This window comes from Rufibacter soli, from assembly GCF_054781795.1.
Genome location: NZ_BAAGTS010000006.1, coordinates 163,530 through 189,834 on the forward strand (window position 1 = coordinate 163,530; position 26,305 = coordinate 189,834).

Annotated in this window: 24 protein-coding genes; 7 read left to right on the plus strand and 17 right to left on the minus strand. The window is 50.5% G+C overall.

What is annotated here, in order from left to right; all coding sequences use genetic code 11:
• Nucleotides 1-302: 302 nt before the first annotated feature.
• On the minus strand, nt 303-1,754 hold the full coding sequence (locus ACYVJQ_RS19320) for a hypothetical protein (protein WP_460894762.1): 1,452 nt from the start codon (nt 1,752-1,754) through the stop codon (nt 303-305).
• A gap of 444 nt (nt 1,755-2,198) precedes the next feature.
• On the opposite strand from ACYVJQ_RS19320, the gene ACYVJQ_RS19325 reads away from it, so the two are divergent.
• Nucleotides 2,199-2,435 (plus strand): hypothetical protein, encoded by a 237-nt coding sequence (locus tag ACYVJQ_RS19325; protein WP_460894763.1) that lies wholly within the window; start codon nt 2,199-2,201, stop codon nt 2,433-2,435.
• A 36-nt stretch (nt 2,436-2,471) separates the two neighbouring features.
• On the opposite strand, the gene recG is transcribed toward ACYVJQ_RS19325, so the two are convergent.
• The 4 genes from recG to ACYVJQ_RS19345 form a co-directional block, all read right to left on the minus strand.
• Entirely contained in the window at nt 2,472-4,568 is a 2,097-nt protein-coding gene (gene recG, locus ACYVJQ_RS19330) for an ATP-dependent DNA helicase RecG (RefSeq protein WP_460894764.1), read from the minus strand.
• A gap of 748 nt (nt 4,569-5,316) precedes the next feature.
• A complete protein-coding gene (uraH, locus tag ACYVJQ_RS19335) occupies nt 5,317-5,724 on the minus strand; it encodes a hydroxyisourate hydrolase (RefSeq protein ID WP_460894765.1) in 408 nt (135 codons plus the stop codon).
• A 9-nt stretch (nt 5,725-5,733) separates the two neighbouring features.
• Nucleotides 5,734-6,267 (minus strand): heme-binding protein, encoded by a 534-nt coding sequence (locus tag ACYVJQ_RS19340; protein WP_460894766.1) that lies wholly within the window; start codon nt 6,265-6,267, stop codon nt 5,734-5,736.
• 58 nt (nt 6,268-6,325) lie between these two features.
• Nucleotides 6,326-6,895: a Crp/Fnr family transcriptional regulator gene (locus ACYVJQ_RS19345; protein ID WP_460894767.1), complete on the minus strand. Its 570-nt coding sequence runs from the start codon at nt 6,893-6,895 to the stop codon at nt 6,326-6,328.
• Nucleotides 6,896-7,132: 237 nt separating this feature from the next.
• On the opposite strand from ACYVJQ_RS19345, the gene xth reads away from it, so the two are divergent.
• Nucleotides 7,133-7,915, plus strand: coding sequence for an exodeoxyribonuclease III (xth, locus tag ACYVJQ_RS19350; protein WP_460894768.1), 783 nt, complete (start codon nt 7,133-7,135; stop codon nt 7,913-7,915).
• Between the two features lie 54 nt (nt 7,916-7,969).
• On the opposite strand, the gene ACYVJQ_RS19355 is transcribed toward xth, so the two are convergent.
• The 11 genes from ACYVJQ_RS19355 to mutY all read right to left on the minus strand — a co-directional run bounded on the left by ACYVJQ_RS19355 (nt 7,970) and on the right by mutY (nt 19,706).
• Nucleotides 7,970-8,833: a restriction endonuclease gene (locus ACYVJQ_RS19355; protein ID WP_460894769.1), complete on the minus strand. Its 864-nt coding sequence runs from the start codon at nt 8,831-8,833 to the stop codon at nt 7,970-7,972.
• Nucleotides 8,834-9,150: 317 nt separating this feature from the next.
• The gene (locus tag ACYVJQ_RS19360; RefSeq protein WP_460894770.1) at nt 9,151-9,549 is read right to left on the minus strand and encodes a hypothetical protein; all 399 of its coding nucleotides are present in this window, start codon (nt 9,547-9,549) and stop codon (nt 9,151-9,153) included.
• Nucleotides 9,550-10,349: 800 nt separating this feature from the next.
• The gene (locus ACYVJQ_RS19365) at nt 10,350-11,333 is read right to left on the minus strand and encodes a hypothetical protein (protein WP_460894771.1); all 984 of its coding nucleotides are present in this window, start codon (nt 11,331-11,333) and stop codon (nt 10,350-10,352) included.
• 257 nt (nt 11,334-11,590) lie between these two features.
• On the minus strand, nt 11,591-14,416 hold the full coding sequence (locus ACYVJQ_RS19370; RefSeq protein ID WP_460894772.1) for a M16 family metallopeptidase: 2,826 nt from the start codon (nt 14,414-14,416) through the stop codon (nt 11,591-11,593).
• 76 nt (nt 14,417-14,492) lie between these two features.
• Nucleotides 14,493-15,296 carry a pseudouridylate synthase gene (locus tag ACYVJQ_RS19375; protein WP_460894773.1) on the minus strand — a complete coding sequence of 268 codons (804 nt, stop codon included), beginning with the start codon at nt 15,294-15,296 and terminating at the stop codon, nt 14,493-14,495.
• Between the two features lie 124 nt (nt 15,297-15,420).
• Nucleotides 15,421-15,753, minus strand: a complete 333-nt coding sequence (locus tag ACYVJQ_RS19380; protein ID WP_460894774.1) for a HepT-like ribonuclease domain-containing protein — start codon at nt 15,751-15,753, stop codon at nt 15,421-15,423.
• On the minus strand, nt 15,743-16,045 hold the full coding sequence (locus ACYVJQ_RS19385; protein WP_460894775.1) for a nucleotidyltransferase family protein: 303 nt from the start codon (nt 16,043-16,045) through the stop codon (nt 15,743-15,745). Before ACYVJQ_RS19385 ends, ACYVJQ_RS19380 begins: the two co-directional genes overlap by 11 nt.
• Nucleotides 16,046-16,124: 79 nt before the next feature.
• On the minus strand, nt 16,125-16,724 hold the full coding sequence (gene gldD / locus ACYVJQ_RS19390; RefSeq protein ID WP_460894776.1) for a gliding motility lipoprotein GldD: 600 nt from the start codon (nt 16,722-16,724) through the stop codon (nt 16,125-16,127).
• The gene (locus ACYVJQ_RS19395; protein WP_460894777.1) at nt 16,711-18,072 is read right to left on the minus strand and encodes a transporter associated domain-containing protein; all 1,362 of its coding nucleotides are present in this window, start codon (nt 18,070-18,072) and stop codon (nt 16,711-16,713) included. The genes gldD and ACYVJQ_RS19395 overlap by 14 nt, the downstream gene beginning before the upstream one ends.
• A 26-nt stretch (nt 18,073-18,098) precedes the next feature.
• Nucleotides 18,099-18,584, minus strand: a complete 486-nt coding sequence (locus ACYVJQ_RS19400) for a single-stranded DNA-binding protein (protein ID WP_460894778.1) — start codon at nt 18,582-18,584, stop codon at nt 18,099-18,101.
• A 45-nt stretch (nt 18,585-18,629) separates the two neighbouring features.
• Nucleotides 18,630-19,706: an A/G-specific adenine glycosylase gene (gene mutY, locus ACYVJQ_RS19405; protein ID WP_460894779.1), complete on the minus strand. Its 1,077-nt coding sequence runs from the start codon at nt 19,704-19,706 to the stop codon at nt 18,630-18,632.
• A gap of 189 nt (nt 19,707-19,895) precedes the next feature.
• Between mutY and ACYVJQ_RS19410 the strand changes: the two genes are divergently transcribed.
• From ACYVJQ_RS19410 to ACYVJQ_RS19420, 3 genes are all read left to right on the plus strand, one after another.
• The gene (locus tag ACYVJQ_RS19410) at nt 19,896-20,201 is read left to right on the plus strand and encodes an HU family DNA-binding protein (protein ID WP_048922421.1); all 306 of its coding nucleotides are present in this window, start codon (nt 19,896-19,898) and stop codon (nt 20,199-20,201) included.
• A 60-nt stretch (nt 20,202-20,261) separates the two neighbouring features.
• On the plus strand, nt 20,262-21,143 hold the full coding sequence (locus ACYVJQ_RS19415; RefSeq protein ID WP_460894780.1) for a tetratricopeptide repeat protein: 882 nt from the start codon (nt 20,262-20,264) through the stop codon (nt 21,141-21,143).
• Nucleotides 21,144-21,360: 217 nt separating this feature from the next.
• Complete coding sequence (locus ACYVJQ_RS19420; RefSeq protein WP_460894781.1) at nt 21,361-22,965, plus strand: Rne/Rng family ribonuclease; 1,605 nt, start codon at nt 21,361-21,363, stop codon at nt 22,963-22,965.
• Between the two features lie 110 nt (nt 22,966-23,075).
• Here ACYVJQ_RS19420 and ACYVJQ_RS19425 read toward each other — a convergent pair whose 3' ends face one another.
• Entirely contained in the window at nt 23,076-23,774 is a 699-nt protein-coding gene (locus tag ACYVJQ_RS19425; protein ID WP_460894782.1) for a porin family protein, read from the minus strand.
• 61 nt (nt 23,775-23,835) lie between these two features.
• Between ACYVJQ_RS19425 and gldB the strand changes: the two genes are divergently transcribed.
• Both gldB and ACYVJQ_RS19435 read left to right on the plus strand, forming a co-directional pair.
• Nucleotides 23,836-24,825, plus strand: a complete 990-nt coding sequence (gene gldB, locus ACYVJQ_RS19430; protein ID WP_460894783.1) for a gliding motility lipoprotein GldB — start codon at nt 23,836-23,838, stop codon at nt 24,823-24,825.
• Between the two features lie 216 nt (nt 24,826-25,041).
• Nucleotides 25,042-26,241, plus strand: a complete 1,200-nt coding sequence (locus tag ACYVJQ_RS19435; protein ID WP_460894784.1) for a glycosyltransferase family 4 protein — start codon at nt 25,042-25,044, stop codon at nt 26,239-26,241.
• Nucleotides 26,242-26,305: the final 64 nt, after the last annotated feature.

The window sequence follows — 26,305 nt, forward strand, 5'->3', positions numbered from 1 at the left end:
GGCTTTTCTTGAGTTGTAGCATGAGCGTTTTAAGCCTGTTTTGGCTAAAACGGCTCTAAAACAGAAAACCCCGCTGCATCAGCGGGGTTTTCTGTTTTAATTAGAATCGGGCAATCCCTTGTGGTTGCCCTAACAAGGTAGCAACCGTAAAAGGGCAACCACAAGGGATTGCCCCTACTTTTAATCAACTTCCTTCTTGCCGTTGTTGGTGTTCTCACCAACAACTTAATCTATTGTCTTAACTGTAATACATCCCTCTGTTTTGAGCCTGTTTTTCCAAAAACAGGCTCAAAACAGAGGGACTAATCCTTGAACGTGATGCGGCTCAAACGGAGACCAGCAGATGCTTTGTTAGGACGGTTTACGGCGGTGATGGTGCGTTCGTCCAGCCAGGTGGTAAAATCTTTCACGTATGATACCCGTTGGTCATTGGCTACGTTCAGGCCTACTGCTTTGGGAGGCTCGGCACCGCCGGTTAACAGATGAATGGACCGGGAGTAAAGATCGGTTTTGCCTTTGATGGTTTCCAGGGTAAGCAGTTGCAGACGGTTGCCAATGAGGTGGGCGCTGTAAGAGATTCCGGCGAAGCCTTCAGAGGCAGGGGCCTTCTGGTTTTTGATGATGGCGGAGTTCCAGGTAGGTTGCAGGTACTCATTGTAGGCGAATAGCAGTAGTTCCTGGGCATGGAAGTCGCTGTTCTCGCCGCCGTCTGTGTATTTCTTCTCGGCCATAATCAGAATCTGGCCTTCGTGGCTTACCAGAATATCAGAAAGGTAAATATCTGCCAGGCGGGTGGCGCCGGTTGACTGGGCCAGGGTTTTGGTGAAGTCTGGCGTAAACTTGAACTCCTCGGCAAAACGCATGTTACCGGCCTTGTAGTCAAACCGAACCATTTTGAGGCTGCGGTAATCGCCGGTCTTTTCCTCGGCCACCAGCACGGCGGCGTACAGGCTGCTGTCCTGATGAATCTTGAAGTGCGTGTCCAGCACGTACATTTTCTCGCCGTTAAACACTCCGCCCAGCATCACTTCCATCACTTTGATCTCATTGTCACGGTTATTGTAGCGGCGCACGCTCAGGCGCATAGACTTGTTGGTAAGCACGCTCACAAACTGGTTGCCGTGGTTGTCTATCTGCACGTGGGCGCTTACCTGGTTGCCAAGGCCATTAAAGTCATACAATCTGTCTTTGATTTTGGTAAGCGAGGCGTCATAGACATTGGCTTGCATAGACTGCAGTTGCTCATTGCGGGTATTGGCGTGGTAGGTTACTAGTTTGGAGCCGTCGGCGGAGATGGCAACGGCCGGACGGCGGCCACGGCTGGGGGCTTCCTGCAGTTTGCTTCTCTTCAACTCTTTGCCGGTGGCCACGTCAAATACTCTTCCGAAAAGGGCCTGGCTGCCTTGGTCTGGCAATACCTGGTGGGTAATGAGCAGGGCAGTGCCTTTGTTCTGGGAGAAAGCCTCTACGGTTTCCTGACTCAGCATAGGCACCGGGGTAGACCACACGGCTTTGAGGTCTGCGCCGTAGCGCTCAATGGCATACGTGTTGTCAGACTTGCGGCTCAGGATCACAAAATCTGTGGGGCTCACCGCGAAGGCTTTTTTAGGGATACGTTGGTTATACTGGTCTCCGGCAGCCTCTGGCGCATAGGCAAAGGCAGAAGATTTTATTTTTTGGGCTTGCCCTAAATCCGGCTGAAAAAGCAGCCCTAGCAAAAACAAGCAGGAAAGAAGTGAGGTAGTAACACGCATAAAGGTAAGATTATAGACCCCGCAAATATACCGCTAAACCTCAAGGAAGTCATCACCTGCCAGTGGGTTGATTCTGTTATTATTTAAAGGCCAGCAGATTATATAATTCAGGATAAGTAAATTGCCATTTTAATCAGTATCTTTGCGCCTGCTTAAACAGACATAAATAAAAAGACATATTATTTATCTATTTCACATTTAAGGTCACCTAAAAGATTTACTTCCTGCCTGTGGATAACTTTTTATAGAGAAAGCTTGAACCAGCGCCTCCTGCGCCCGTAAACACCTAGGCTTGCCCAACGTGTTAGTGAGCTGTGAAGGAAGGTGCTGCGCTGAATGGCTTTATCATTCCTTAACAGAAGCATCACTATCTGTTAATGACCTGTAAAAATTGATCCTGTACTTTTGTAGGGAAGTAAATGACGCACAAATAATTAGTTATCTATGAAATTTATTTTTAAGATGTTCCTTTTAGTGGGAATGATTGTGGTAGGAAAGCTCTACAAAGAAGAAGCAGCTGATGCCAGTACCGTTGGAAAGAAAGAGAATATTACAACCGGGGATATTTACTCCCTAAATTCAGAAGCCATCTCCCCCTTTACCCAGCCGGTACATAATGTACAAGACACCGAAAAAGTAGAAAATCAAACTGAGAAAACCTTTACGTACTCCCTCAACTAATTTACTTTAATTACCAGAAAAGATCCAGACTCAAGTCTAGCTGATCCTGCTCCAGTTAACGGCGTTGGCTTTCAGTGACCGGATGTGCCGCAACAGGTTGGCATGCTCCGGAAGACTTAAGTCCGGGTCTTTTTCTATGATCTCCAGGGCCGCCGCCCGGCTAGCCTTCAGGATAGTGGCATCCTTAGCCAGATCCGCAATCAACAAGTCCAATACCCCGCTCTGCTGGGTTCCCATCAAATCTCCCGGTCCGCGCAGTTTTAAGTCAATATCGGCAATCTCAAAACCGTTGTTGGTGCGCACCATGGTCTCAATACGCGTCTTTCCTTCCTTGCTAATTTTGTAGCCTGTCATCAAGATGCAGTAGCTCTGATCAGCGCCCCGGCCTACACGGCCCCGCAACTGGTGCAGCTGCGAGAGTCCGAACCGCTCCGCGTTCTCTATGACCATCACGCTGGCGTTGGGCACGTTCACGCCTACCTCAATCACGGTGGTGGCCACCATAATGTGGGTTTCGTGCTTCACAAAGCGCTGCATCTCAAAATCCTTGTCCTGGGGTTTCATCTTGCCGTGCACCATGCTCACGCGGTACTCTGGAAAGGCGCGGCTCACGCTCTCAAAGCCGTCCATGAGGTCTTTGTAATCCAGGCCCTCAGACTCTTCAATAAGCGGGTACACCATGTAGATCTGCCGGCCCAGCTTGATCTGTTCGCGTATGAACCCAAACACCCGCAGGCGGTTGCTGTCATAGCGGTGCACGGTAATGATCTCTTTCCGGCCCGCCGGAAGCTCATCAATTACCGAGACTTCCAGGTCGCCGTACAAGGTCATGGCCAGCGTGCGCGGGATTGGCGTGGCCGTCATGACCAGCACGTGCGGAATGATACGTGGGTTCTTCTGCCAGAGCTTAGAGCGCTGAGCCACCCCAAAACGGTGCTGTTCGTCTACAATACAGAGGCCCAAGTTCTGGAACTGTACTTCGTCTTCTAAAAGGGCATGAGTGCCCACCAGCATTTTCATCTCCCCGGAGCGCAACTGCTCGTGCAGCACCCGGCGGTCAGATTTTTTGGTGGAGCCAGTGAGTTTTCCCAGCACTATGCCCAGTTTATCAGCGTATTGTTTCAGCCCTTGGTAGTGCTGGTCGGCCAGAATCTCCGTGGGGGCCATGATACAGGCCTGGGCGCCGTTATCGGTGGCCAGGAGCATGGTCACGAAGGCCACAATGGTCTTGCCGCTGCCCACATCGCCCTGCAACAACCGGTTCATCTGTTTGCCGGCAATCACGTCCTGGTAAATCTCGCGTACCACGCGCTTTTGGGCGCCGGTGAGGTCAAAGGGCAGGTGGTTCTTGTAGAACTCAGTGAGGGTAGGGGTTTTGCTGAAGATCTGTCCGGCCAGTTCGGCTTTGCGCTTGGTGCGGGTCCTTAATAGTTTGAGCTGGGTGTAGAACAGTTCCTCAAATTTCAATCTGAAGCGCGCCGCCTGCAGGGTGTCCCAATTCTTGGGGAAGTGCACCTGCAGCATGGCCTCGCGCTTGGAGACCAGGCGGTATTGGTCCACCAGTTCAGGGGTAAGCGTCTCGGGCAGGTGCGTAGGCGCCTGTTTGAGCAGTTCGGCCATCATCTTGCTAATGGCTTTGCTGTCTACGCGGTGGTTCTTGAGTTTCTCTGAGGTGTGGTAGACGGGCTGTAGAAAGCTCTGGTCCTGCTTTACCTCGGTGGCCTCCTCAATCTCGGGGTGGGCCATGTTGAACTTGCCGTTGAAGAGGGTGGGCTTCCCGAACGCGATGTAGGCTTGCCCTTCCTTCAGCTGCACGTTGAGCCACTTCACGCCCTTGAACCAGACCAGCTCTATCTCATCTGAGGCATCGCGCAGTTTCACGGACAAGCGCTGCTTGCGGCCCTCGCCAATGAGGTTCTTCTCCATGATCCGGCCCTTGATCTGCACGTACTGCATGTCCTCGGTGAGGTCCGCGATGGCATGGAACTGGGTGCGGTCCATGTACCGGAAGGGGTAGTGCTGGATAAGGTCGCCGTAGGTGAAGATGCCCAGTTCGGTCTGTAATAAACCAGCCCGCTGGGGCCCAACGCCCTTGAGAAACTCTATCTTGGTATGGAAAAAACCGGATGACACGTATGGAGAGTGCGGCCGCGTTTTAGGCCTGTTTTCGGGAAAACGGCCCCGAAACGCCAGCCAGGCTACCCTACAAAATTACAAAAAAGAGACGAGGCAGGCTAATCTGTTTAGCCAATTGGCCAGCTCCGCTGCAGGCAAAATACAGGAACCGGTAAGGTGAAAGTTTAAAATACCACTGCAAATAGAGTATTTAAACGCGTACCTAAATATTTAGCATTTCGTATATAGTTATATCTACTCACTAAAGAAAGGAGATACTATCTGTGCTAGGCTGTTACGGGTTAACGGTAAGCACCCCCACGCTGGGCGAGCGTTAAGCCATTAAGTGGCCATTGGGAAGCCTCGGTAAAGCCGGGGCTTCTCTTTTTCCTGCAAACACCGCCTAGTTTCCGTTTTAAGCTCGTTTTCTTAAAAATAGCCCTAAAATACCAGTGGCTGACCTACTTTACTTTTGATCCATTTCTTCTGCCCAGGAGTCTCGCCGGGGCTTTGCTCCAGCGGTTCTATGTGTCAATGTCAAATTAGTGTTGCCTACCACTTCAGTAATAACCACACCCACAGAACCGATGAGGTTAGCGGTGTCTGTTTCTATGGCGCTTTGCAGTTTTTTGTTGAGGTCTTAACCAGTTGGTAAGAAGTGGCAAAACGCTTTCATGGGACGGCCTTTCCTTGGCTGAATGTAGCAGTTAAACCAGAGTATGGTAAGTCTTGAAAAGAAAAAGGCTACCACTGGGTAGCCCTTTTCTTAATTGCCTCTATAGGTAGAGTACCCGTATGGTGAAAGCGTAATGGGCACGTGGTAATGGTTCTTGTCCTTAATCTGGAAAACCACTTCAATAAAGGGGTAGAAGCTGTCGGTCTTCTTCTTTTTGAAATAGTCAGCTACCTCAAACGTGAGTTTATAGATGCCAGGCTGGGTTTTAGTATAGGGCAGAAAGTCTTTGATCCGGCCGTTTTCATCGGTGACTTTGGTGTCTACGGTTGTCCAGGCTTTGGTTTTTTCGTCCTGTTTCTCCAGCCGCACGGTTACTTCGGGCGCGGGGAGTCCGGTGGAGATGTCCAGGATGTGGCTGGATAATTGGTGGGTGTTCGTTTGTGCGTAGGCCATGGTGGTAAAAACCAATAACGCCAGGCTGAAGAGTAATTTTTTCATGAGGAGTACTTATTTAGAGGGATGAATAGTGGTGATACCTGCTTCGGGTAACTGACCGGCGGCGGCAATGGCATCATCGTTTTCGGGGCCGCCGCCGCCAGCTACGCCAATGGCCCCAATCACCTTGCCTTTGTACCATAACGGCGACCCGCCGCCCAAAAGCAGCAACTCCGGCAAATGGGCCAGGTTTTCTGTGTCTGGATTGGTTCTGGTGTTACGGCTGAGCAGAAGGGAATTGGTTTTAGTGGAGAGGGAAGTATAGGCTTTGCGCCGGGCCGCCTCTGTATTATGCGGGCCTACGCCGTCGCCGCGGCTTAGCAGAATAACTTCGCCGGAGGCATCTACCACGGCAATAGATACCTCTTTCTGTAAGGCCGCCGCTTTCATGCGAGCCCGTGAGGCTACTTCCTGGGCAGTTTTAAGGGGGAGTTGGAAGGCTTCAGAAACCCAAACCTGCGCCACCGGGGCGCTTTGAGGCTTGCTAGCCTGCGCCCAGGCCCAGCCGGGAAGGAACAATATGATAAGGAAAAGGGTGAGTCTCATGTTTTTTTACAAAGGTACCCGCCGGTTTTCTGCCAAACATTGATCTAGGGCAACGTTTTCAAAGCCGGGCTTTTAGCCGGCTGAGCGTGGAAGGGGAAAGGCCCAGGTAGGAGGCCGCCATTTTATTGGAGACCCGGGCCAAGAAATCGGGTTGCTGTTGGAGCACCCACTGTAGCTTCTCCAGGGCATCAAACCCTTGAAACCCATAGATTCTTTTTTGGGCATTGATGAAGCCGGTCTCCACTATTTGCCGGTAGATAGCCGCGAAGGCGGGTATGGTGTCTACCAATTGGAAAAAGTCTTTTCTGGAGATCTGTAGCAGTTGGGAGGGTTCAATGGTCTGCAGGTATTCCAGGGCCGGCTGCTGTTCTATGAAACTGGGCAAAGCCGTGCCAAACTGCCCCTCAAACGCAAAATACCGGGAAGCTTCCTGCCCTTCTTTGTTGAGCGTGAATACCCTGATGGCCCCTTTGTTAACAAAATAATAGTGCTGGCAGACGTCGCCGTAGTGGAGTAGGAGTTGGTTGCGCTTCGTCCTGACATCAGAAAAATGGGAACAGATATAGTCCAGCGTGGCAGGCTCTACGGAAGCGCGGTCCTTGATATATTTTTCTAGCAGTTGGAACATAGCGGTTGCCCGGAAGGCGTGGGTGTGATGGCAGGTGCCATTATCTACCCTTAACAGCGATTGCCGGGATTGTGTTTTACAGGATGGTGGCGCATTTTCTGAAACCAGGTCTTTTATTTGGTATAGCCAAAGGACCAGGTTCAGAAGTTTTTCTGTTCTGCTGCCTGGCCTTGCCGGCGCCGCAACCGTATGCTATGGGAAACTTTTTATCCAACAATTTTACCTTTCGGCCTGGCCATGAGAATAGCTACCTACAATGTGAACGGCATCAATGCCCGCCTGCCCATTTTGCTTCGTTGGCTACAGGAAACCACCCCAGACGTGGTGTGCCTGCAGGAATTGAAAACCCCGCAGGAAAAGTTTCCGGAGCAGGATCTGTTGGACGCAGGGTACCAGGCAGTGTGGCACGGGCAGAAGAGCTATAACGGGGTGGCTATTCTGGCACGGGGCACCAAACCTGAAGAAGTAGGTCGTGGCCTCCCCGGCGACCCCGAGGACGAGCAAAGCCGCTACCTGGAAGCCATGGTGAACGGTGTGCTGGTGGTGTGCCTGTACCTGCCCAATGGGAACCCAGCCCCCGGCCCGAAGTTTGACTACAAGCTATCCTGGTTTAAACGCTTTGCTACCCGCGCAGCTGAACTGCTGGCGGCAGGCACCCCCGTGATTCTAGCCGGCGACTACAACGTGATTCCCACCGAGTTGGATGCCTACAAACCCGAGCGCTGGGTGGAAGACGCATTGTTCCGTCCAGAGAGCCGGGCTGCTTTTCAAGACCTACTAAGCCAGGGTTGGACCGATGCCCTGCGCCACCTACACCCCAAAGAAACCATCTACACCTATTGGGACTACTTCCGGAATGCCTACGGCCGCAACGCCGGTCTTCGTATTGACCACTTACTGCTTAGCCCTGATTTGAAAAAGCATTTGGTAGCCGCCGGGGTAGACCGTGACGTTCGGGGCTGGGAGAAATCCAGTGACCACGGCCCGGTGTGGGTGGAGGTGAAAGGTGTAGGGAAGTAGAAGAGGTAGAGGATGCGAGTATTGGCATAAGATTTTGGCCCTTGTTGAAAAAGACTAGATGGTTTTAAACCATTCTGGTTTTATTTTGACTTCTTCAACCAATTCTACAGTAACCCCAAGATTTAACTCTTTTAGCTTTTCTGCAAAATCGTTTCCATCGATTAGGTCAATAGGGATTGCCCCATCTCTTTGGGCTTCCTTTTTTGCTTCTCGCGTGAAACTTCCTGTTGTTAAAAGCAGGCCTTTCTCCGCACGACCACTCATAGCACCCCTAAAATCCCTTATTACGGCAGAAGAAACAGAACCTTGGTATCGCTTTGCTTGAAATACAACATGAAATGAAAGGACCCCGCCAAGTCTAATCATTCCTTTTCCATCAATTCCTCCATCATTAGTTTTTCCTGTAACCTCAACGTTTACAAACCCAAGTTCCCTTAAAAGCCTCTGGCATAGTCTCTCAAATTGGTCAGGTTGGATCTTTTTTATTGTTTCTATTAGTTTGTCTTGCCAGGAGAATTCTTCAATCTCTGCTGTTTTATCGTGAAGTTCAGGTGAGTCATTTTTCTCTGTCTTCTTTTGGTTTCTTTCTTCTCTATCCTTTTTTACAACCGCTTTCTTAACACTTTCTTGATTAACATTTGCAGTGTTCTTTCCTTCTTCAGTTAAAGCCCAAACACCTCTAGAAGAGTTTTCAATAAGTCCGTATCGTTTTAAATAGTTTCTCGCCCAAGCAAGCCTGTAGGTTAATTTAGTAGTGCTTTCTCTGTGTATTTCATTTGTAGCCGCTTCACTAAGATTTAATAGTTTGGCAACTTCTTCTTCAATTTCCCCAACAGCTCCAGAGCCACCAAGACTTTTCAATGCCGTTAAAGTCGGATTGAAAAGGTCATCATATTTATATTTAAAGTATTTATCCATTACTTTTTATTGTTTTCGAAATCATTTTCTCTGTGGTAAACAGCAAATAAAACTATAGTGGATTTACCTGCCTTGATATAGGAGGAGTTTAGGTTGATTCATTGCTTAGTTCTTTAAAACTACCTATGAAACATACATTTCATGCTCCTAATCAGCAAAAAGCCGAACAGTTTCCAAAACTGTTCGGCTTTTTACATCTTGTTTTAAGGCTGTTTTACAGAAAACAGCCTTAAAACAAGATGTAATCCTTTAAAGGTTTTTCAAGACTGAAGCCTAATAGTAGATTTTACAGTGCATAGACTTCTTGCTACTTAGGCTTAAAGATCTACCTGAAGTCTTATGAACCCATTCTCAATCCTATGCAGGGTTGCTACTTCAGTGGGTTTTTCGCCCGGAGGAGTGGGGACTGAGGCATTATAAGAGTATACATTCACGGAAAACTTGGCTTCCAGTAAAAAATTACCGTTCCGTAGTCTTTGTAGTCTGGTTACTTCAAAATTTGAATTGTCTTGGCAGTCATACCCAATGGTGGTTAGCCATCTCCGGCTATCCGTGAGGTAAGAAGTCATGTAAGGATAACCTGGATTGGATACGTTTATGGCAATGCCATTCTGGGTATTGAATCTCCCGAAATCCACCGCATAAGGGTGTTGTCCTTTGGCATATAGGTCAGACTTATTGGTAGGGATATAGAAAAGTACATTAGGTTTTGTCATTTGGTTTTTGCCGTACTTTCTAACAAAGCTAACCTCTATACGCTCATAACGAGGTCCCCAAAGCTCAAATTTAGTCCAGTATAAAACAGAATCAGGATGCCCTTTATCTGTTATGCTGTCTAATCTAACTTGTGCATTTCCAATGCCGTCCCCGCCTACTCCGGTGAGGATATATTTCTTACCATCTAACTGGTAAGAGCAAGAATCGTTAAGGCTTGACAGGTTAACTGAGCGTGCTTTTACCTCCAGTTCATCTAACTCTTCTTGGCAAGAGGTGAAAAATAAAAAGGAGGCAAAAAGGGTAAGGAGGGGGAAAGGTAACTTCATAATGCTATAAATTATTAAATAGTATATTTTATATATTTAAAGATTCTCTAAGGTAAATGATTTTCCTGGGGAAATGCTTAGGAGATAGAAAGTTATTCTTGTAGCTGGTCTTGTGGCAACCGATGGTCTCCCTGCCTAAATGCACTTTTAACTTATAGGCCCGCATTTACAAGTAGGCCTTTTTAGAGGAAAGAATTGGTTTCCCAGCTCGGCATAAGGCAAAAAATATTTTTTCCTGGCCGGTTGCTCTCAACCTAGTCCTTCATCCCCTCCCCTTTAAAAGAAAAAGCCGAATAGCTTTTAAAGCTATTCGGCTTTTAGTGTTTATCGTTTTGGGCCTGTTTTCCCAAAAACACCCTCAAAACGGAAAGGCGGCTACCAAAAGGCGTAGGATAATCCGGGCAATGTCAAGTAAGGGCTTTTGTTTTCCCTGCCATTGAAAGGTAGAGTCCTGGTTCCCAAGGCTTCCAAGCTTAAGGCTTCAAAAACCAGGGCTTGGTGGTTTCATCGGTGGTGAAAAACTTTAGTAGTTGTTGGGCTACTTTTTGCCGACCGGTGGTGCCTGGGTGCGTTCCGTCAGATTGGAAATCTGAGGCCACCCAAAACAGGCCGTCGCTTCTGGGGGTGGTTCCGTTCGCCCAGAGGTATGGCCCCCAGGAGAGCCAGGCGGAAGAGGGGTTGCTTCCGGCGTAGGCCAGTGCGGCGTCTCCGTTTAGCTGGTCTTCAATGAGGCGTTTGACCGTCCAGCCGGTATACCAGGCAAACGGCTCGGGGTTCAGTTTGGAGGTGGCATAGCCGGCGTAGGCGCGACTGGTCAGGTAAACCAGCTTCAGGTTAGGGAACTTGGTTTTGAGTGACTGCATCACGGTTTTGTATTTCTGCTTCAGGGCGTCTGGGTAGGTGGCAAAGGCGGTGTCGGTGGGCTGGGCCTCAGCTTGCTTGTACCATACCACCTGCACCTGCGCAGCGGTCAGGCCAGCGTTGGACAGCCGATTAGAGACCGTGTTCCAGTAAGGGGCTGAGGGGCTGGTGATGGCGTTGATGTCTTGTCCGCCCTCTGCTCCGTCTACCAACACCAGTTTGGGGTTTTTGTTGGGGTAGGTCTGCATCTCAGAAAGGAAAGCCTGGGTTTCCTGGGTGGTATTGGACATGCCAATAGACATCCACACGATTTTGCCGCTGGCCTCATCTGCCTCCCCTGAGGCAGCCAGGGGTTTGATGGCTTTGGCAATCGCAACCCCGGCGGCGGTATGCGCCGCGGGCCTTTGGTTGGCGCCGTCTGGGTAGAGCCCGCCCTTGAATCCCCGGAAAGTGGCATCGCCGAAGTCGGTCAACGGGGTCTTTAGGATAGCCTGGGTTTTGGTGGTATCTGCCTTTTGGATATCTTCTTTCTTGCAGCCGGCCATCAAAGCCAAACTGCAGCCAATAAGCAGGTGCAGGTAAAGGGTTTTCATCATTGCTAGGTATGAGGGTAGTAGAGACTGCTTAGAGCGGTTTTGGGAAGAAAGGTTAAAGCCGAGCCGCCAGATTGGGTGAAGTAAAATCAAATTAAGGCTTTTGTCGTTTCCAGCCCGTTTTCCCAAAAACAGCCCTAAACCAGCCCGTTCTTTTTAACGCAAAAAGCCGAACAGCTTTCAACGCTGCTCGGCTTTTGGGTGATTTCCGTTTCGGGCCCGTTTTCCCAAAAACAGGCTCAAAACAGAATCTTATAAGGCTAGTTCAACAGAACCGGTTTCCCGAAGCCCAGTTCCTCCAGCTTTTTAAGCTGAGTGGCAGCATCGCCAACAATGAGGTAATGCATCTTGTTGGGGTTTACGTACTGGCTGGCCAGGGCCTTGATTTTATCCAGGGTCATGCCGTTGACCAGGTTCACGCGTTGCTTGGCGTAGTCATAAGGCCAGCCGTAGGCACTGATGTTCTGCAGCATGCCCAGTTTGGCGCCCATAGTCTCAAAGGAGCGGGCGGTGCTTTTCACCAGAAAGCCTTTGGTCACGTCCAGGTCCTGGGCAGAGAAGGTAGGGCCGTAGTTCTGAAGAATGTCTTTCACCAGGCTAGCGGACTCATACGTCACGTTGGAGCGCACGCCGCTCTGGATGGTGAACGGACCCGACAGGGCGCTGCCCGAGAACGAAGAGCTGATGCCGTAGGTATAGCCTTTGCCTTCGCGCAGTTGCTGGGTGAGCTGCGAGGCGAAGCTGCCGCCGCCCAGAATGTAATTCATCACCTGCACCGGATAATAGTCTGGGTGCGTGGCCGGCAAAGCCAGGTAGCCAAAGCGCAGCACGCTCTGCTTAGCGCCCGGTACGTCATAGAAGTACACCTTAGAGGCGGTAGGCGCGGCCGGGGTCTTGAAAGTAGGCATGAAAACCTCTTTCGCTTGCCATTTCTGGGCCAGTCCGTTCAGGGCGGCCACCGCCTGGTCTTTCTCCAGGGCGCCCACCACGTGGAAGGCGGCCAGCGTAGGGGAAAGGTTGCTGTTGTAGTACTTCTGCAGGTCTTGCAGGGTGATGGCTTTCAACGAGGCCTCGGTGCCCAGAATGTTGTTGGACAGGATATGGTCTTTGCCGTAGAGAATCTGCTTGTACTGGTTGGCGGCAATGGAGTTGGGGTTGGCTTTCTGGCCTTTAATCTGGCTTTCGGTTTTCTGCTTGCTCAGTTCAAACTCCTTGGCGTCCCAGCGGGGCTCCAGTAACATTTCCTGCACCAGCGCCATGGTGGCGGCATAGTTACGGGCCAGGGTGCGGCCGTTTACGGTAATGTCCTCGTCATCTGCCGTAATGGAGATGCTGGCGCCCAGGGCGTCAATGGCTTCCTCCAGCTGGGCGGTGGTTTTGTTTTTGGTGCCCTTGGTGAGGCTTTCGGCGAGCAGGTTGGCCACGCCCACCTTGGCGGGGTCTTCCAGCAGGAGGCCGCCTTGTATGCGTAGGCTGAACTGCACCAGCGGCACCTCGCGGTTCTCAATGCCCAGCACTTTCAGGCCGTTGCCCAGCTTGGTTTCCCAGACGGCGGGCACGGTAATCTCGGGGCTTTTGCCGTAGGCAGGCTCCTTGGTTCTGTCAAAGCTGGAAGGGGTGCGCTCGTAGGTGGTCTTGGCACTCAGGTCAAATTTGCCTTCGGCGCCTTCCACAATTTTCTCCTCTACCACGCTCGCCTTTTTAGAGCCGGTTAATACCAGGTTGGTTTGGCCTTTGGGCACGAAGCTGGTAACTACGTAATGCTTGCCTTTGAGGTATTGGTTATACACGCGCTTCACGTCCTCTATAGAAACGGCCATCATGTTCTGGATGTCCTTGGTCACGAAGCCCGGGTCGCCGGCGAAAATCTGGTACTGGGCCAGTTGGAAGCCTTTGCCCTGCACGCTGGCCAAACCGTTGTAAAAGGCCACTTCCTGCCCGGCCTTGATGCGGCTCAGGTCACTCTCAGACAGGCCTTCCTTCTCAAACTTCGCGAAAGCCTCAAAGATGGCGCTGTGGATTTTGTTCAGGTCTACCTTGTCATAGCCCCGCACGCTGAGCATGAACTGGCCGGCAATCTCTGCGTTGTTGTTATACATGTTCACGCGGGGTGCCAGCTGCTTCTCGTCAATGAGCACCTGGTTGAAGGGCGCTTTCTTGCCATCAGATAAGTAGGTGGAAAGCACCCGCAACGCGTAGGAGTCCAGGTGGTACATTGGCACCGTGGGCCAGGCCATGGTCAGCTCGGGCAGGCGCGCGAAGTTATCTTCATGGAAGAGTTTCTTGGTCTCAGAGAGCACCACCGGCTTCTTCTCCATCTTCGGGATGCTTTCGCCTTTCTTAATCTCCCCGAAGTATTTCTCTACCCAAGCCTTGGCCTGGCCCGGCTCAAAGTCGCCGGTCACGACCAGGGTCACGTTGTTGGGCACGTACCAGCGGCGGTAGAACTCCTTCACGTCAGCCAGGGTAGCGTTCTGCAAATCCTCCAAAGAGCCAATCACCTGCCAGTGGTAGGGATGGTTGGCCGGGTACAGGTTCTGGTCAATCACGTAGGAAGTTTGGCCGTAGGGCGCGTTGTCATAGCTCTGGCGCTTCTCGTTTTTCACTACCTGCTTTTCCTTGTTCACCACTTCCTCGGTCACGGTGTTGATGAACCAGCCCAGTTTGTCGGCCTCGGCCCAGAGCATTTTCTCCAAGGCGTCGTTAGGCACGGTCTGGTAGTAGTTGGTGCGGTCGCGGGAGGTGGAGCCGTTGGCGCCGGAACCCCCAATGCGGGCGCTCATCTTGTCCAGCCCGCCTTTGCCCAGGTTCTCAGACTCCAAAAACAGCAAGTGCTCAAACAAGTGGGCAAAGCCGGTGCGGCCTTCTTTCTCGCGGGCAGAGCCTACGTGGCTGGTCAAGGCCACGGCCACCACCGGGTCAGACTTGTCCACGTGGAAAACCACTTGTAGGCCGTTGTCCAGCGTGAATTTCTCATAGTCTACCTTGAAGGCCGTCTTTTCCTGCTTGGACTTGCTCAGCTTCTGGCAGGCAAAGAGCACCCCCGTAAAGAGGAGCAGGTACGTGATTTGCTTTATAAATTTCATGTAGGGTTGGGTTGCGTGTTAGTGGAAGGTAAAGATAACAGGGTTTCTTAATACTTTGGCTTTCTGGGGCAAGGGGTTAGACGAGCTGTGCTTCAGGAAGGACGCCCTCCAGCATATGGCCCAGAATGGGCGCGCATTTCTCGCGGCAGGCTGGATAAAAGTGGCCGTGCTGCCAGTAAGCAGACTTCGGCGACTGGCCCCACCAGAACTCGGCCAAGGCCAAAGGCTCCAGGTTATTCTGAAAGGCATATTGCAACAGCTTAGGTGCCGCGCACTCGCCTGCCCCGGCTGGCGGGTTGCCGTTGGCGGCATGTTTAAAGATTTGGCGCAGGCTTTTCTGCTCTCCCGCTTTATTCTGGAAATGAAACTGGTCAAACAGCTGCCCCTGCAGGGCGATGGAATGGTTTTTACGCCGGGCCTGGAGCAAGGCAATGTGGGTTTGGTTTGCCGGTTCTTCCAGCGCTTGCAATAATTTTATCTCGGCGTTCAGGCGGGTGAGTTCTTGCATGCCCAGGTTCAGGAAACTGCCCTGGGTGAGGCTATCAAACACCGGCGGTACAAACCGTTTATGATGGAAGCACCCGGCCAGCTTCCCCGAAAACGCTGACAGGTACCCAATCTCCTGCTGCTGGTTTCTAACCACCAGCACGCCGAACATCTTCCCAATTACTGCTCCTTCCTGCTCAGGGTTCAAGCCAAAGTTATGCTCCCAGTCCTTCTGCGTCTTCAGGTGTTGCTGCAGTTCGGCTGCGGCTAATAAGCTCAACGGATGTGGCTCCTGGTTGAAAGGGTTGGTGAATTCTTCAGGCAGTGGGTAAGCCGCGATGCAGGCGGAGAATGGCGTGAAAAGATTGGGCTGGAAAGATAAAGAAGAGGTCAAGCGGAAATGGTAAGCGGAAAACTTATTAAGGTAATCGTGAATGTTAATTTGGGAATCAGTAGGCTTGTGGGAGTCTTAGTTGATCCTGTGGTTCACCCTATACATGAACTGAACTAATTGATTTTTATAAGAGTAGAAAGTTTACTTCTTCTTCCAGTTTAGGTAAGTCTTGAATAACAATGGCCCATATTATTTCTTCAGAAACTGTGTCATAGCCATGAATGATTCTGTTTCTGGTATTTATTATTCGGCGAGCGTTGGTGATGGAGATTTCAGGTTCCTGTTTAATGATTCTATTTAAAGCTTCCCCTATTATCTCTAAGTTGCGCTCAATCGCTTTTTTAGTTTTCAGGTCCTGTTGGAAGGAGAGAAAGGTCCTCTCCTTTGGTAGAAAGTCATAAATTTCCAGAATAGACCTCCTTATATCCGCAAGCCACAACCTTCTATTATCTGCCATAGACCAGAAGTTTAGTGCGGTCAATCTCTTCTTTTAGAACAGGGTTTCTAATGGCTTTCTGTTCTAGTAAATCAATATTTCTTTTAAAGATTTTCTCCAATTGAAACTTCAGCTCAAAGTAATGATCTGTATATTCTAAGGGGTCTGGTGAATCAATATCAACCACCAAATCTATATCGCTTTCCAGTTTGAATTTATCATTGGTAACAGAACCAAAAGCAAAAAGGCTTCTCACGCTATGCTGATCGCAGAGCTTCCTTATTTGCTTGATATGGTCACTGATGATTTTCATAAGCGGTTTAAAATACGATGCTTAGAGGTAACCTGTTTTAAGCCCATTTTTTCAAAAACAGGCCTAAAACAGAATCTCCTTACTTCACCTGATCAGTCCAGTGCAGGGTGTTCAGTAAATGAACGGCGTCTTTTTTGAGGTACTCAATCACGGGCGCCAGGGAGTCGTTGGAGGTGGCGGTCCTGAAGTAGAGGGCGCCCCGGAAGAAGTGCTTGGTGCTGTCGGTGAGGTAGAACTGGAACTGGCTGGGGACCTCGCCCTGCAGCTCAAAAACACTGGCGGTAATGCCGGTGGGCGTTTTGATCTGACTTTCCTCTATGGCGTAGGCCTTGATCTGGTGCCGGCTGGTCAGCTTGCGAGCATCTTCTACCAGGTCATTGAACTTCTTGGGGTCTTGGTTAAAGTTCTTATACGTGATCTGGATGTTAGCTTTGAACTGCGGGTAATACAGGTCTATCCAGTGAGGCTCGGCAATACGTGAAGAGTCTTTGAGCACCTTGGCGTAAACCGAATATTCAAAAGTATAAGGGTGGGCCTCCTGCAACGGCTGGTATTTGGCTACGGGTAAGTCAATGCGGTTAAAGCCTTTGGGTTTGGGCGTGTACTCCTCGGCGCAGCCGGTGAAGAGAAGAAGTCCGCAAAGGGCGGTAAAAAGTAGAAGCGGATTATTCTTTTTCATTCTGCGGATGCGGCACAATCTCATGTACCCGTATTTTCTTTATTTTTTTACTGTCTGCGGCCTCAATATGGAAAAGATAGGGGCCAAACTGTACCTCCTCCCCGGTATGGGGTATGCGGGAGAACAGGCGCAACATCAGCCCGGCCACCGACTCTACCTCATTGCGCACTTCTTTCATCAGATCTGCGGGCGGGTCTACTACCTTGCAGAAATCATGCAGAGAAGTGCGGCCCTCAAATGAGAACGTATGTTCATCTAATTGCGTGTAGTAGTGGTCTTCTTCCTCGTCCAGCTCATCATGAATCTCGCCCACAATCTCCTCAATCACGTCTTCCAGGGTAAGTAGGCCGGTAGTGTCACCGTATTCATTGACCACAATGGCCATGTGCACGCGGCGCTCCTGGAACTCACGCAGCAGCTCATCTATCTTCTTGGTTTCCGGTACAAAGTACGGGGTTCTGATCAGGTTTTGCCAGACAAAGTCGGCGGGGGCGTCTAAATAGGGCAGAATGTCTTTTACATACAGCAGGCCGTCAATCTTATCAAGCCCTTCTGAATACACAGGTACCCTGGAATAGCCCCACTGCTGAATCTGCTTGAGTAGCACCGGGAAAGGCATGCGCCTCTGAAAGGCAATCATGTCGGCGCGGGCACGCATGATCTGCCGCACGGTAATGGAACTGAAGTTCACAATGGCTTTCAGTAATCCCTTTTCCTGCGGAGAGGCGGGCTCAGCAGGAGTTTGCTCCAGGGAAAGCGAGAGCTCCTCAGACGGAGAAGGCGCGCCAAAGGCGGCCCGGGTGCGCCAGGCCAATTTCTGCAAGGGCAAAATAAGCCACACGAACGGACTGCCCACCGCAAAAATGCCTGATAGCAGCGAAAGCAGGACCGGAGCAGAAGAGTTTTGTTGCCGGCGCCGTCCCCAGTCTGAGAAATACAGCCGGCCGGCCAGCAAAAGCACTGTCATGACCACCGTGGCACCGGCGTACGCCGCCCAGGTGTTGAGTCCGGCTAAGGGGAAAAGGCGGGTCATGACCACATACCCCAAAATGCCGAGCAGCAAATGAAGCGTGGTGGTGACAAAAGCCCCGGCTAAAAGAAGCCGCTCCGGCTTCCTGAAAAAAGAGAGGTGGTTAACAGTGGTTTCTAACCTTGAGGATTCGGGCAGGTTGGCGCTGAGGTAGGTCTGGAACGCGGCCATGGCCGCGGAAATGGCCAGGCTGCCTATATAAGCGAGCAGAAAAAGGGCAGAAGGGAGAGCCCATTCTGCCGGAGGCAATGTGGTAAGGGAGAGAGTTAAAAGAGAGCCCCAACTGGAGGGCTCTCCTAAAGAGGTTATACTTTGCAAAACGCTACGTTTGGTTCAACAATCAATTAGAAGGGCAGATCATCTGGCTCTTCTTCATAGGCCACTGGCTTAGAACTGCCGCTGCCTTTGCTGGCACCGCCACCGCTGTTGCTGGCATTTGCACTGTTAGAGGCCGCCTCATTGGCATAGCTTCCGCCGCCCTGGTTGCCGCCGCCTTCCGGCTTTCCGCCCAGCATGGTCATGTTGTCGGCCACAATCTCGGTGTTGTACCGCTGCACGCCGTCTTTGTCCTGGTAGCTATTGGTTCTTATTCTGCCTTCTATGTAGACAGACTGGCCTTTTTTGACATATTTCTCGGCTACTTCGGCCAAGCCGCGCCATACCACAATGTTGTGCCACTCGGTGCGTTCCTGGCGTTCGCCGTTTTTGTCTTTGAACGTTTCTGAGGTTGCCAACGGGAAACGGGCCACGGCCACGCCGCCTTCTAAGTGGCGCACTTCCGGGTCTTTGCCCAGGTTGCCAATTAAGATAACTTTATTAATGCTTGCCATAGAATAAAATCAGGTGGTTCAATATTGCTTTAGCTTATAAATATACTAAAAAAAGTGCTCTTCTAAAAAAGAAAGTATTAAAACTGGTTTGGGAATTTCCTCGGCCTGCTCCACAGAATATAAGCCAAGCCCCAGAGACTCTTCTGTTTCTTCCCTTAAACGGTCTTTCAAGGAAACCAGATAAAACTGCGCGAAAATTTTCTGGTGGCTCAGAATGTGTTTATACACCTTGCCGGTGCTGTTAAGGGTTATTTCAGGCAGGCCCAACTGTTGCGCTGCCTGCTCCTGCAGAACTACTGGGTCAGGGGTAAGGGTGTCTGTCTCTACAGAGAAGAAATCATAGAGCCCTTGCCAGATGTCTTGGCCGGGCCGTTTGCGCAGGTACAGCTGCCCGTTATATTGCAGCACCAGGTAATGCAGGAACCGCTCGCGCGAGCTTTTGGCCTTCTCCTTTACCGGCAATACGTTTACCAGCCCGTGCTGGAAGGCAAAGCACTCTTGCTGCAGCGGGCAGAACAGGCAATCTGGGGCAACCGGCGTGCACTGGATGGCGCCAAACTCCATAATGGCCTGGTTGTAGGTGTCGGGTTGGTCTGTGGGAATAAGGGTGTTGGCTAGCTCCTCAAACACTTTCTTGCTGGCTGGGGCGGCAATGTTCTCGTGCCGGCCAAACACGCGGGCCAGTACCCGGTACACGTTTCCGTCCAGCACGGCCACGGGTTCACGGTAGGCAAAAGAGGCAATGGCGGCAGCGGTATAACTGCCCACGCCTTTCAATTGCAACAGACCCTGGTAACTTTCGGGAAACCGTCCTCCAAAGTCAGAAACCACCTGTTTAGCCGTGAAATGCAGGTTTCTGGCCCGTGAATAATAGCCTAATCCTTGCCAGAGACGCAATACTTCGTCTTCGGGGGCGTTTGCTAAGGCGTGCACCGTAGGGAACCGCTCCATGAATTTAAGGTAGTACGGGAGCCCTTGCCGCACGCGGGTTTGCTGCAGGATAATCTCAGAAAGCCAGATGGCATATGGGTCTGTGGTCTCACGCCAGGGCAGGGACCGTTGGTGACGGTGGTACCAGGCAATAAGGGTATTGCTAAAGAATAAGGGAGGAAGAGGGGCCATGAAAAGGCTTTAACATGTTGGTTTGCTGTTGTTACGCTGCTGTGAAACCAACAGATTTTTACATAAATAGTTTTTGTTTCCGAAAAGGCCGGTTACCTTTGTGCCCCGATTTCAGGGTGCTGTAGCAATGCAGTAAACGTTTGTACAAACATATTCATCTTTACTTAATTACTTAAATCGTTTAATCAAGTGACTAAAGCAGAAGTTATATCAGAAATTGCGGATAAGACAGGGATTGAGAAATCTGATGTTGCAGCCACAGTAGAAGCATTTTTCAAAGTGGTGAAAGATTCCATGGCCGATGGTAATAACATTTACGTGCGTGGCTTTGGAAGCTTTGTGAACAAGAAGCGCGCGAAGAAGGTAGCCCGTAACATCTCCAAGAACACGTCTATCATCATTGATGAGCATTTTATCCCTTCGTTCAAGCCGTCTAAGACGTTTGTAGCGAAGATTAAAAACAGCAAAAAGATCAAAGAAGCCGTAGTTTCTTAGTTTTTTGTACCTTTGCAGTCTTAACGTATTGTGTTTTAATTATTTCGGGTTATAAATATTATGTCTAAAGGAAGGATAGCGCTGATTCTCTCTGCCGTAGTGCTGGCTGTTCTGATGGCTTTATTGCCCAAGGTGATTATAAACAAAGACAAAGGCGGTCTTGCCCCTGACGGAGTTGCCGCTAACCGGGACCAACCGGCGCATGACCCTAACCATCCGGGCCATGAAGACCACGCCGAGGAACCAGCGGCCCCTAAAGATGCGCACGCCGCAGCTTCACCAGCCCAGGTGAAAAAGATAGCAGAGCTTAGAGCAAAGTTCAACCAGGAGAGCAACCCCCAGGCCAAAGTGAAGGTAGCTGATGATCTGGCCAAGGAATATATTGCCCTGGCCCGCCATGACAGCGCCGGTTATTACTATGAGCAGGCCGCCCAAGTGAAACCAGGGGAGAAAAGCTTCCAGAAAGCCGCCGATCAGTATTTTGAGGCGTTCACCTTCGCTGCCACCCAGGAGCGCTCACAGGCACTGGGCAACAAGGCGCAGGTATTGTATGAGCAGGTGCTTAAGAACAACCCGGCTAACCTTGATGCCAAGACTAACCTGGCCATGACCTTTATTTCCAGCAGTAATCCCATGAAAGGAATTACCTTGCTGCGCGAAGTGATTGCCACAGACCCTAAAAACGAGAAAGCCCTTTTTAACCTGGGGGTTTTATCCATGCAGTCTAATCAGTATGACAAGGCGGTGGACCGGTTCAGGGAATTATTGGTAGTAAACCCGGCGCACGTAGACGGCACGTTCTACCTTGGGGTATCACTGGCAGAGACCGGCAAAAAGCAGGAAGCCCAAAAGGCGTTTCTGCGGGTGAAGGAGCTGAGCAAGGAGCCTGAAGTGCAGGCCTCTGTAGACAGCTATCTGGAGAAGCTCAAAAGCGCCAACTAAAAGAGAGTTAAAATATTTTTCACTTATAAAAAATCAACACTATGCCTTGCGGTAAAAAAAGAAAAAGACATAAGATCTCTACCCACAAAAGAAAGAAGCGTCTGAGAAAGAATAGACATAAGAAAAAATAAGGCCTAGCCTTTGATTCTATAAGCCCACATCGCCTTTTCTGGTGATGCTGGGCTTTGTATATTCTTCCACTTAAGCATCTAAGACATTGAGTAACGAATTAATTATTAATTCTACTCAAGATGGAGAACGAATAGCCCTTCTTCAGGACAAGCGATTGGTGGAGTATCATTTTGATAAAGATGATGCCAACTACTCTGTAGGAGATATTTTTCTGGGAACCGTTAAAAAGGTGATGCCGGGTCTGAACGCCGCGTTCATTGACATTGGGTACACCAAAGACGCGTTCCTGCACTATCATGATTTAGGAGAGAACATCAAGACTCTCAATAAATACGTGAAAATGGTGCAAACCCAGAAGAACACCACCGCCAAGCTTGGCCCGATTAAATTTGAGCCCGAAATAGACAAACTGGGTAAGATGGCTGATGTCCTGAAAAAAGGGCAGCAGATCTTGGTACAGATTGTAAAAGAGCCAATTTCAACCAAGGGGCCCCGGCTTTCTTGCGAGATTTCCCTGGCGGGCCGTTACCTGGTGCTCGTGCCTTTCTCTAACACGGTAAGCGTGTCAAAGAAAATAGTGAGCAAAGAGGAGCGTACGCGTCTAAAACGCCTGATTACTTCCATTAAACCGGAGAATTTTGGCGTGATCATCCGTACCGTGGCCGAAGGCCGTGAGGTGGCGGAGTTAGACAAAGACCTCCGTACCATGTTGGCTACCTGGGAAGAAGGTATTGCCACTTTACGTACCGCCAAAGAGCGGGATAAAGTGATTGGGGAGCTAGGACGCTCCTCCTCCATGTTGAGAGACATCTTAAATGAAAGCTTTGACAACATTGTAGTAGACGACGAGAAGTTGTACAATGAGATCAAGACTTACATTGAGACCATAGCCCCGGATAAGCTGAAGATTCTGAAGCATTACACGGGCAAGGTGAAAACCTTTGAACACTTTAACATTGAAAAGCAGCTGAAGTCCCTGTTTGGGAAGACAGTGAGCATACCGGGCGGCGGATATCTGGTCATTGAGCACACAGAGGCCCTGCACGTAGTAGATGTAAACAGCGGAAACAAATCCAACACCGAGACGGACCAGGAAGCAACCGCGCTGAATGTGAACCTGACCGCGGCAAAAGAGGTAGCGCGCCAGTTGCGCCTCCGGGACCTGGGCGGAATCATTGTAGTAGATTTCATTGACATGAAGTCTGCCGAGAACCGGCAAAAAGTGCAGGATGTAGTGAAGGAGGAGATGAAGAAAGACCGGTCTAAGTACACGGTGCTGCCTATCTCCAAATTCGGACTCATGCAGATCACCCGCCAGCGCGTACGGCCTGAGCAAAACATTGTCACCGGTGAGGTATGTCCTACCTGCGGAGGCAGCGGTAAAATTTCCGCCAGCATTTTGGTAACCGATGAAATAGATCAGACCATTGAAGATCTGCTCACGCGCCAGAATCAGAAAAACATTACGCTGTATGTGCACCCGTTCCTGCATGCGTACTACACCAAGGGCTTGATTTCCAAACAGCGGAAATGGTTCTTGAAACACCTCAAGTGGGTGAACGTGATGAAAGATACGGCCCTTGCCCTCACAGAATTTAAAGTGATGGATGAGCACGGCGACGAGATTGAGCTGAAATCAGCGTACACAGAGGTAAACGGCTTGCAAGACCGCGCCGTGGAGACTGAGTAACTTATTCAACCTGAAAATAAAAAGCCCCCGTTGTGAAACGGGGGCTTTTTCATGTAAAATGCCTTCTGCTGTTTTAAGCCTGCTTTTGCAAAAACAGGCTTAAAACAGATTTAGAACTTAAGGCCCAGGTCAATAGAGAAGGTGTTGTTTTTCAACTCCACTTTGCTGTCCTCAAAAATGCCGGAGTAGAAATCATCGTCTACATCAGTTAAGCCGCGCTGGTAAGAAAGACCGCCAAACACCTTGGTGCTTTCGCCTAACTGCCACTCTACGCCAGCACCTAACAAGGCGCCAATCTCAAAGGTGTTAAACCGCTTGGTGAACTTATCACCTTCGCTATCTACTTTCTTATCGTTTACCTTAGCGGCCAACAGGGTGTTTAAAGAGCCACCTGCCAGGAAATAAACACGGGTGTCTGTGGCCACTTCATTGGTGAACAGCTTAAGGGCTACCGGTATCTCAATGTATTGCAGGTTAATATCATCTGAGCCAGAAACCCGCTTAGTGCCAGAGCCAACAGACGTAGGGAAAGTGTAGTCATATGCTACTTCGCCGCCTTTCACGTTGTATTGCAAACCGGTACTTAAAGCGTAGTTGGTCCCGAAGAAATAGTCAGCGATTACGCCCAGGCCAAACCCAACGCCGGCGCCGTCATTCTTGAAATTGTATTGGTCTTTGGCAATGGTGCGGGTGGAGGTAACCGAGGGGGATACTTTTACACCAATCTCTACCTGGGCAGCGGCTTCCTGAGAGCAGAATAGGACGGTGGCCATAACCACGATCAAGGAACTAATGCGAATCATCTTCATGTGAGAGAAGGAATTAATGAATGTTACGTTAAATTTGTCCTAAAGATAAAGGAAGAAAAGGATGCGAGGCTACTTATTGCTACTAACAGTATTGTTATTTTTTGGTTGTAAAAAAGAGGGCTGCCAGATTCCGGAGGAAATTGCAAAAATTCCAGTTGATATACAGCTAGAACGGCTGGAAAAACCTTTCTTCCAGGTGAAGACCGTTCCTGAAATGCAGGCCTTTCTGCGCCAGCAGCCGCTGTTCACCAGTAAGTTTCTGCTCAAAGACCGGTACCCCTCAGAGGAACTCATGGCCCAGAGCCTGCTGCGCCTGGCCACCGATACCAGCATCCATAAACTGGTAACAGAAAGTGACCAGCGCTTTGGCGACATGCAGGACGTGGAGCAGGAACTGGAGACCGCCTTCAAACACGTGAAACATTACTTTCCTTCTTTCTATCTGCCCAAGGTGCAGACCTTTGTCTCTGGCCTTAGCCGTGATCTGCTGGTGAGCGACAGCCTGATTGTACTGGGCCTGGATTACTTCATCGGTAAGAAAGCCTCTTATCGGCCGCAGGCCCCGCAGTACATTCTGAACCGCTACGAGAAAGAGAACCTGGTGCCTTCTGTCATGCTGCTGGTCTCCAACAAATTCAACAAGACTGATTTTGTGAACAAGGAGATGCTGGATGAGATGATTGACTACGGCAAGTCTTACTATTTTGTGGAAAAGGTGCTGCCCTGCACGCCAGACTCGCTTATCATGTGGTACTCCAGCAAGGAACTAGCCGATGTGCAGTACAACGAGGGTAAAATCTGGGCGCATTTCATTGAGAAGGGCCTGCTATATGAAACCAGCCAGTTCACCATCAGGAAATACATTGGCGAGCGGCCCAACGTGCCCGAGATCAGTGAGCGCTGTCCCGGCAGGGTAGCGGCTTGGGTAGGCTGGCAGATTGTGCGTAAGTACATGGAGAACAACCCTAAAATAACCCTTCAGCAATTGATGGAGGAGAAGAACGCCCGCAAGATTTTGGAGCAGTCTAAATACAAGCCGCAGAAGAAGTAAGAGCGTAGCGGGTAGCACGTATCGCGTAGCACGATATCCATAAACTCTCCTTCCCGCCATTGTTGGTGTTATCACCAACAATCCAGATGCGGTCTCAGGTTACGTAAGCAGATCTTAGATTCGTTTTAATTGGCATAATAAGGAACAAGCCATACATCAGCTTCCGTTTTGGGCCTGTTTTCTGTAAAACAGGCCCAAAACAGTTTTAAACCAACCATGCACCTAGCGCTTTTTCACCAGTACCACCATAACCCAGACTGCCCGGCTACCTGCCGGCACTACACGTTTATGGCCGAACTGGCGAAAAGGCACCAGATTACGCTCATTACCTCTAACGCCTGGGAAAGCAAACGCCTTACCAACCTGTATGAATGGGTGCCGCCGGGAGTGGAGCTCATCTCTATTAAAGCGCCGTATCATAACAAGATGGGCGTGGTGCAGCGGCTGCAGTCGTTTGGGTCTTTTGCGGCGCAGGCGCTGGTAAAAGGACTAAAAATGCCCCGGCCCGATGTAGTCTGGGGCGTCTCTACTCCCCTGACTACGGCTTGGGCGGCTGGTAAAGTGGCCTCCCTGAGGCGGGTGCCCTGGGTGTTTGAAGTGCAGGATTTATGGCCTTCTTTCCCTGTCCAGATGGGAGCGGTGCCCTTTAAACTCGCGCAGCGCCAACTGTACCAGATGGAAGCCTCTTTGTACAGAAAAGCGGCCCATATCATTCCGCTTTCTACTGACATGGAGCAGTACATCCTGGACCAAGGCATCTCCCGTGATAAGCTTACCACCTTGGTGAACGGCACCGAGATTCCGGCCCAGCCTATTGCCCCAGCAGAGCAAGAAGCCTTACGCAGGCAATGGGGGCTGGAAGGTAAGCAGGTGGTGTTGTACGCCGGAACCTACGGGCGGGCCAATGATATTCCTATGCTGGTACAGACCGCCAAGCTCCTGCAGGGCCACCCCGATATCTGCTTCGTGTTTACCGGCCAGGGGTATGATGCGCCTTTGCTGGAAGAAGCGGCCCGGCAGCAACAGAACATCATTCTCCTCCCGCCGCAACCGCGGCATGCCATATTCAACCTCTTTTCTATTGCGGCCGTGTCTGTGGTATCATTTATTGATTTACCCGTGCTGGCGGCCAATTCGCCGGGCAAGTTGTTTGACAGCCTGGCCGTGGGCACGCCCGTGGTGGTGACTAACCCGGGCTGGACCAAGGCTCTGGTGGAGACCCATGCCTGTGGCTGGTATGTTCCGGCCGGGGCCGCCGAGACTTTGGCTGCCTCTTTGGTACAGCGCTTAAGCAACAGCCAGGAGATGGCAGTGATGCGGGTACAGGCGGCTCAGGTGGCTAAGAACCAGTTTGACCGGCTGCAGATGGTGCCCCAACTGGAAGAGATTTTTGAGAAGGTGGTTAACGGCGGTTAAGAGAAATTCGGTTGGGGTAGCAGAATGGGTAACTGTAGATGAGGCTAGTGCGGCCAAACCCCAG

Bases quoted from the DNA above. Each gene is read 5' to 3' on its own strand.
- ACYVJQ_RS19320 (WP_460894762.1), bottom strand. From the start codon at position 1,754: ATGCGTGTTACTACCTCACTTCTTTCCTGCTTGTTTTTGCTAGGGCTG.
- ACYVJQ_RS19325 (WP_460894763.1), top strand. From the start codon at position 2,199: ATGAAATTTATTTTTAAGATGTTCCTTTTAGTGGGAATGATTGTGGTA.
- uraH (WP_460894765.1), bottom strand. From the start codon at position 5,724: ATGAAAAAATTACTCTTCAGCCTGGCGTTATTGGTTTTTACCACCATG.
- ACYVJQ_RS19340 (WP_460894766.1), bottom strand. From the start codon at position 6,267: ATGAGACTCACCCTTTTCCTTATCATATTGTTCCTTCCCGGCTGGGCC.
- ACYVJQ_RS19345 (WP_460894767.1), bottom strand. From the start codon at position 6,895: ATGTTCCAACTGCTAGAAAAATATATCAAGGACCGCGCTTCCGTAGAG.
- xth (WP_460894768.1), top strand. From the start codon at position 7,133: ATGAGAATAGCTACCTACAATGTGAACGGCATCAATGCCCGCCTGCCC.
- ACYVJQ_RS19355 (WP_460894769.1), bottom strand. From the start codon at position 8,833: ATGGATAAATACTTTAAATATAAATATGATGACCTTTTCAATCCGACT.
- ACYVJQ_RS19360 (WP_460894770.1), bottom strand. From the start codon at position 9,549: ATGACAAAACCTAATGTACTTTTCTATATCCCTACCAATAAGTCTGAC.
- ACYVJQ_RS19365 (WP_460894771.1), bottom strand. From the start codon at position 11,333: ATGATGAAAACCCTTTACCTGCACCTGCTTATTGGCTGCAGTTTGGCT.
- ACYVJQ_RS19370 (WP_460894772.1), bottom strand. From the start codon at position 14,416: ATGAAATTTATAAAGCAAATCACGTACCTGCTCCTCTTTACGGGGGTG.
- ACYVJQ_RS19380 (WP_460894774.1), bottom strand. From the start codon at position 15,753: ATGGCAGATAATAGAAGGTTGTGGCTTGCGGATATAAGGAGGTCTATT.
- ACYVJQ_RS19385 (WP_460894775.1), bottom strand. From the start codon at position 16,045: ATGAAAATCATCAGTGACCATATCAAGCAAATAAGGAAGCTCTGCGAT.
- gldD (WP_460894776.1), bottom strand. From the start codon at position 16,724: ATGAAAAAGAATAATCCGCTTCTACTTTTTACCGCCCTTTGCGGACTT.
- ACYVJQ_RS19400 (WP_460894778.1), bottom strand. From the start codon at position 18,584: ATGGCAAGCATTAATAAAGTTATCTTAATTGGCAACCTGGGCAAAGAC.
- mutY (WP_460894779.1), bottom strand. From the start codon at position 19,706: ATGGCCCCTCTTCCTCCCTTATTCTTTAGCAATACCCTTATTGCCTGG.
- ACYVJQ_RS19415 (WP_460894780.1), top strand. From the start codon at position 20,262: ATGTCTAAAGGAAGGATAGCGCTGATTCTCTCTGCCGTAGTGCTGGCT.
- ACYVJQ_RS19425 (WP_460894782.1), bottom strand. From the start codon at position 23,774: ATGAAGATGATTCGCATTAGTTCCTTGATCGTGGTTATGGCCACCGTC.
- gldB (WP_460894783.1), top strand. From the start codon at position 23,836: ATGCGAGGCTACTTATTGCTACTAACAGTATTGTTATTTTTTGGTTGT.
- ACYVJQ_RS19435 (WP_460894784.1), top strand. From the start codon at position 25,042: ATGCACCTAGCGCTTTTTCACCAGTACCACCATAACCCAGACTGCCCG.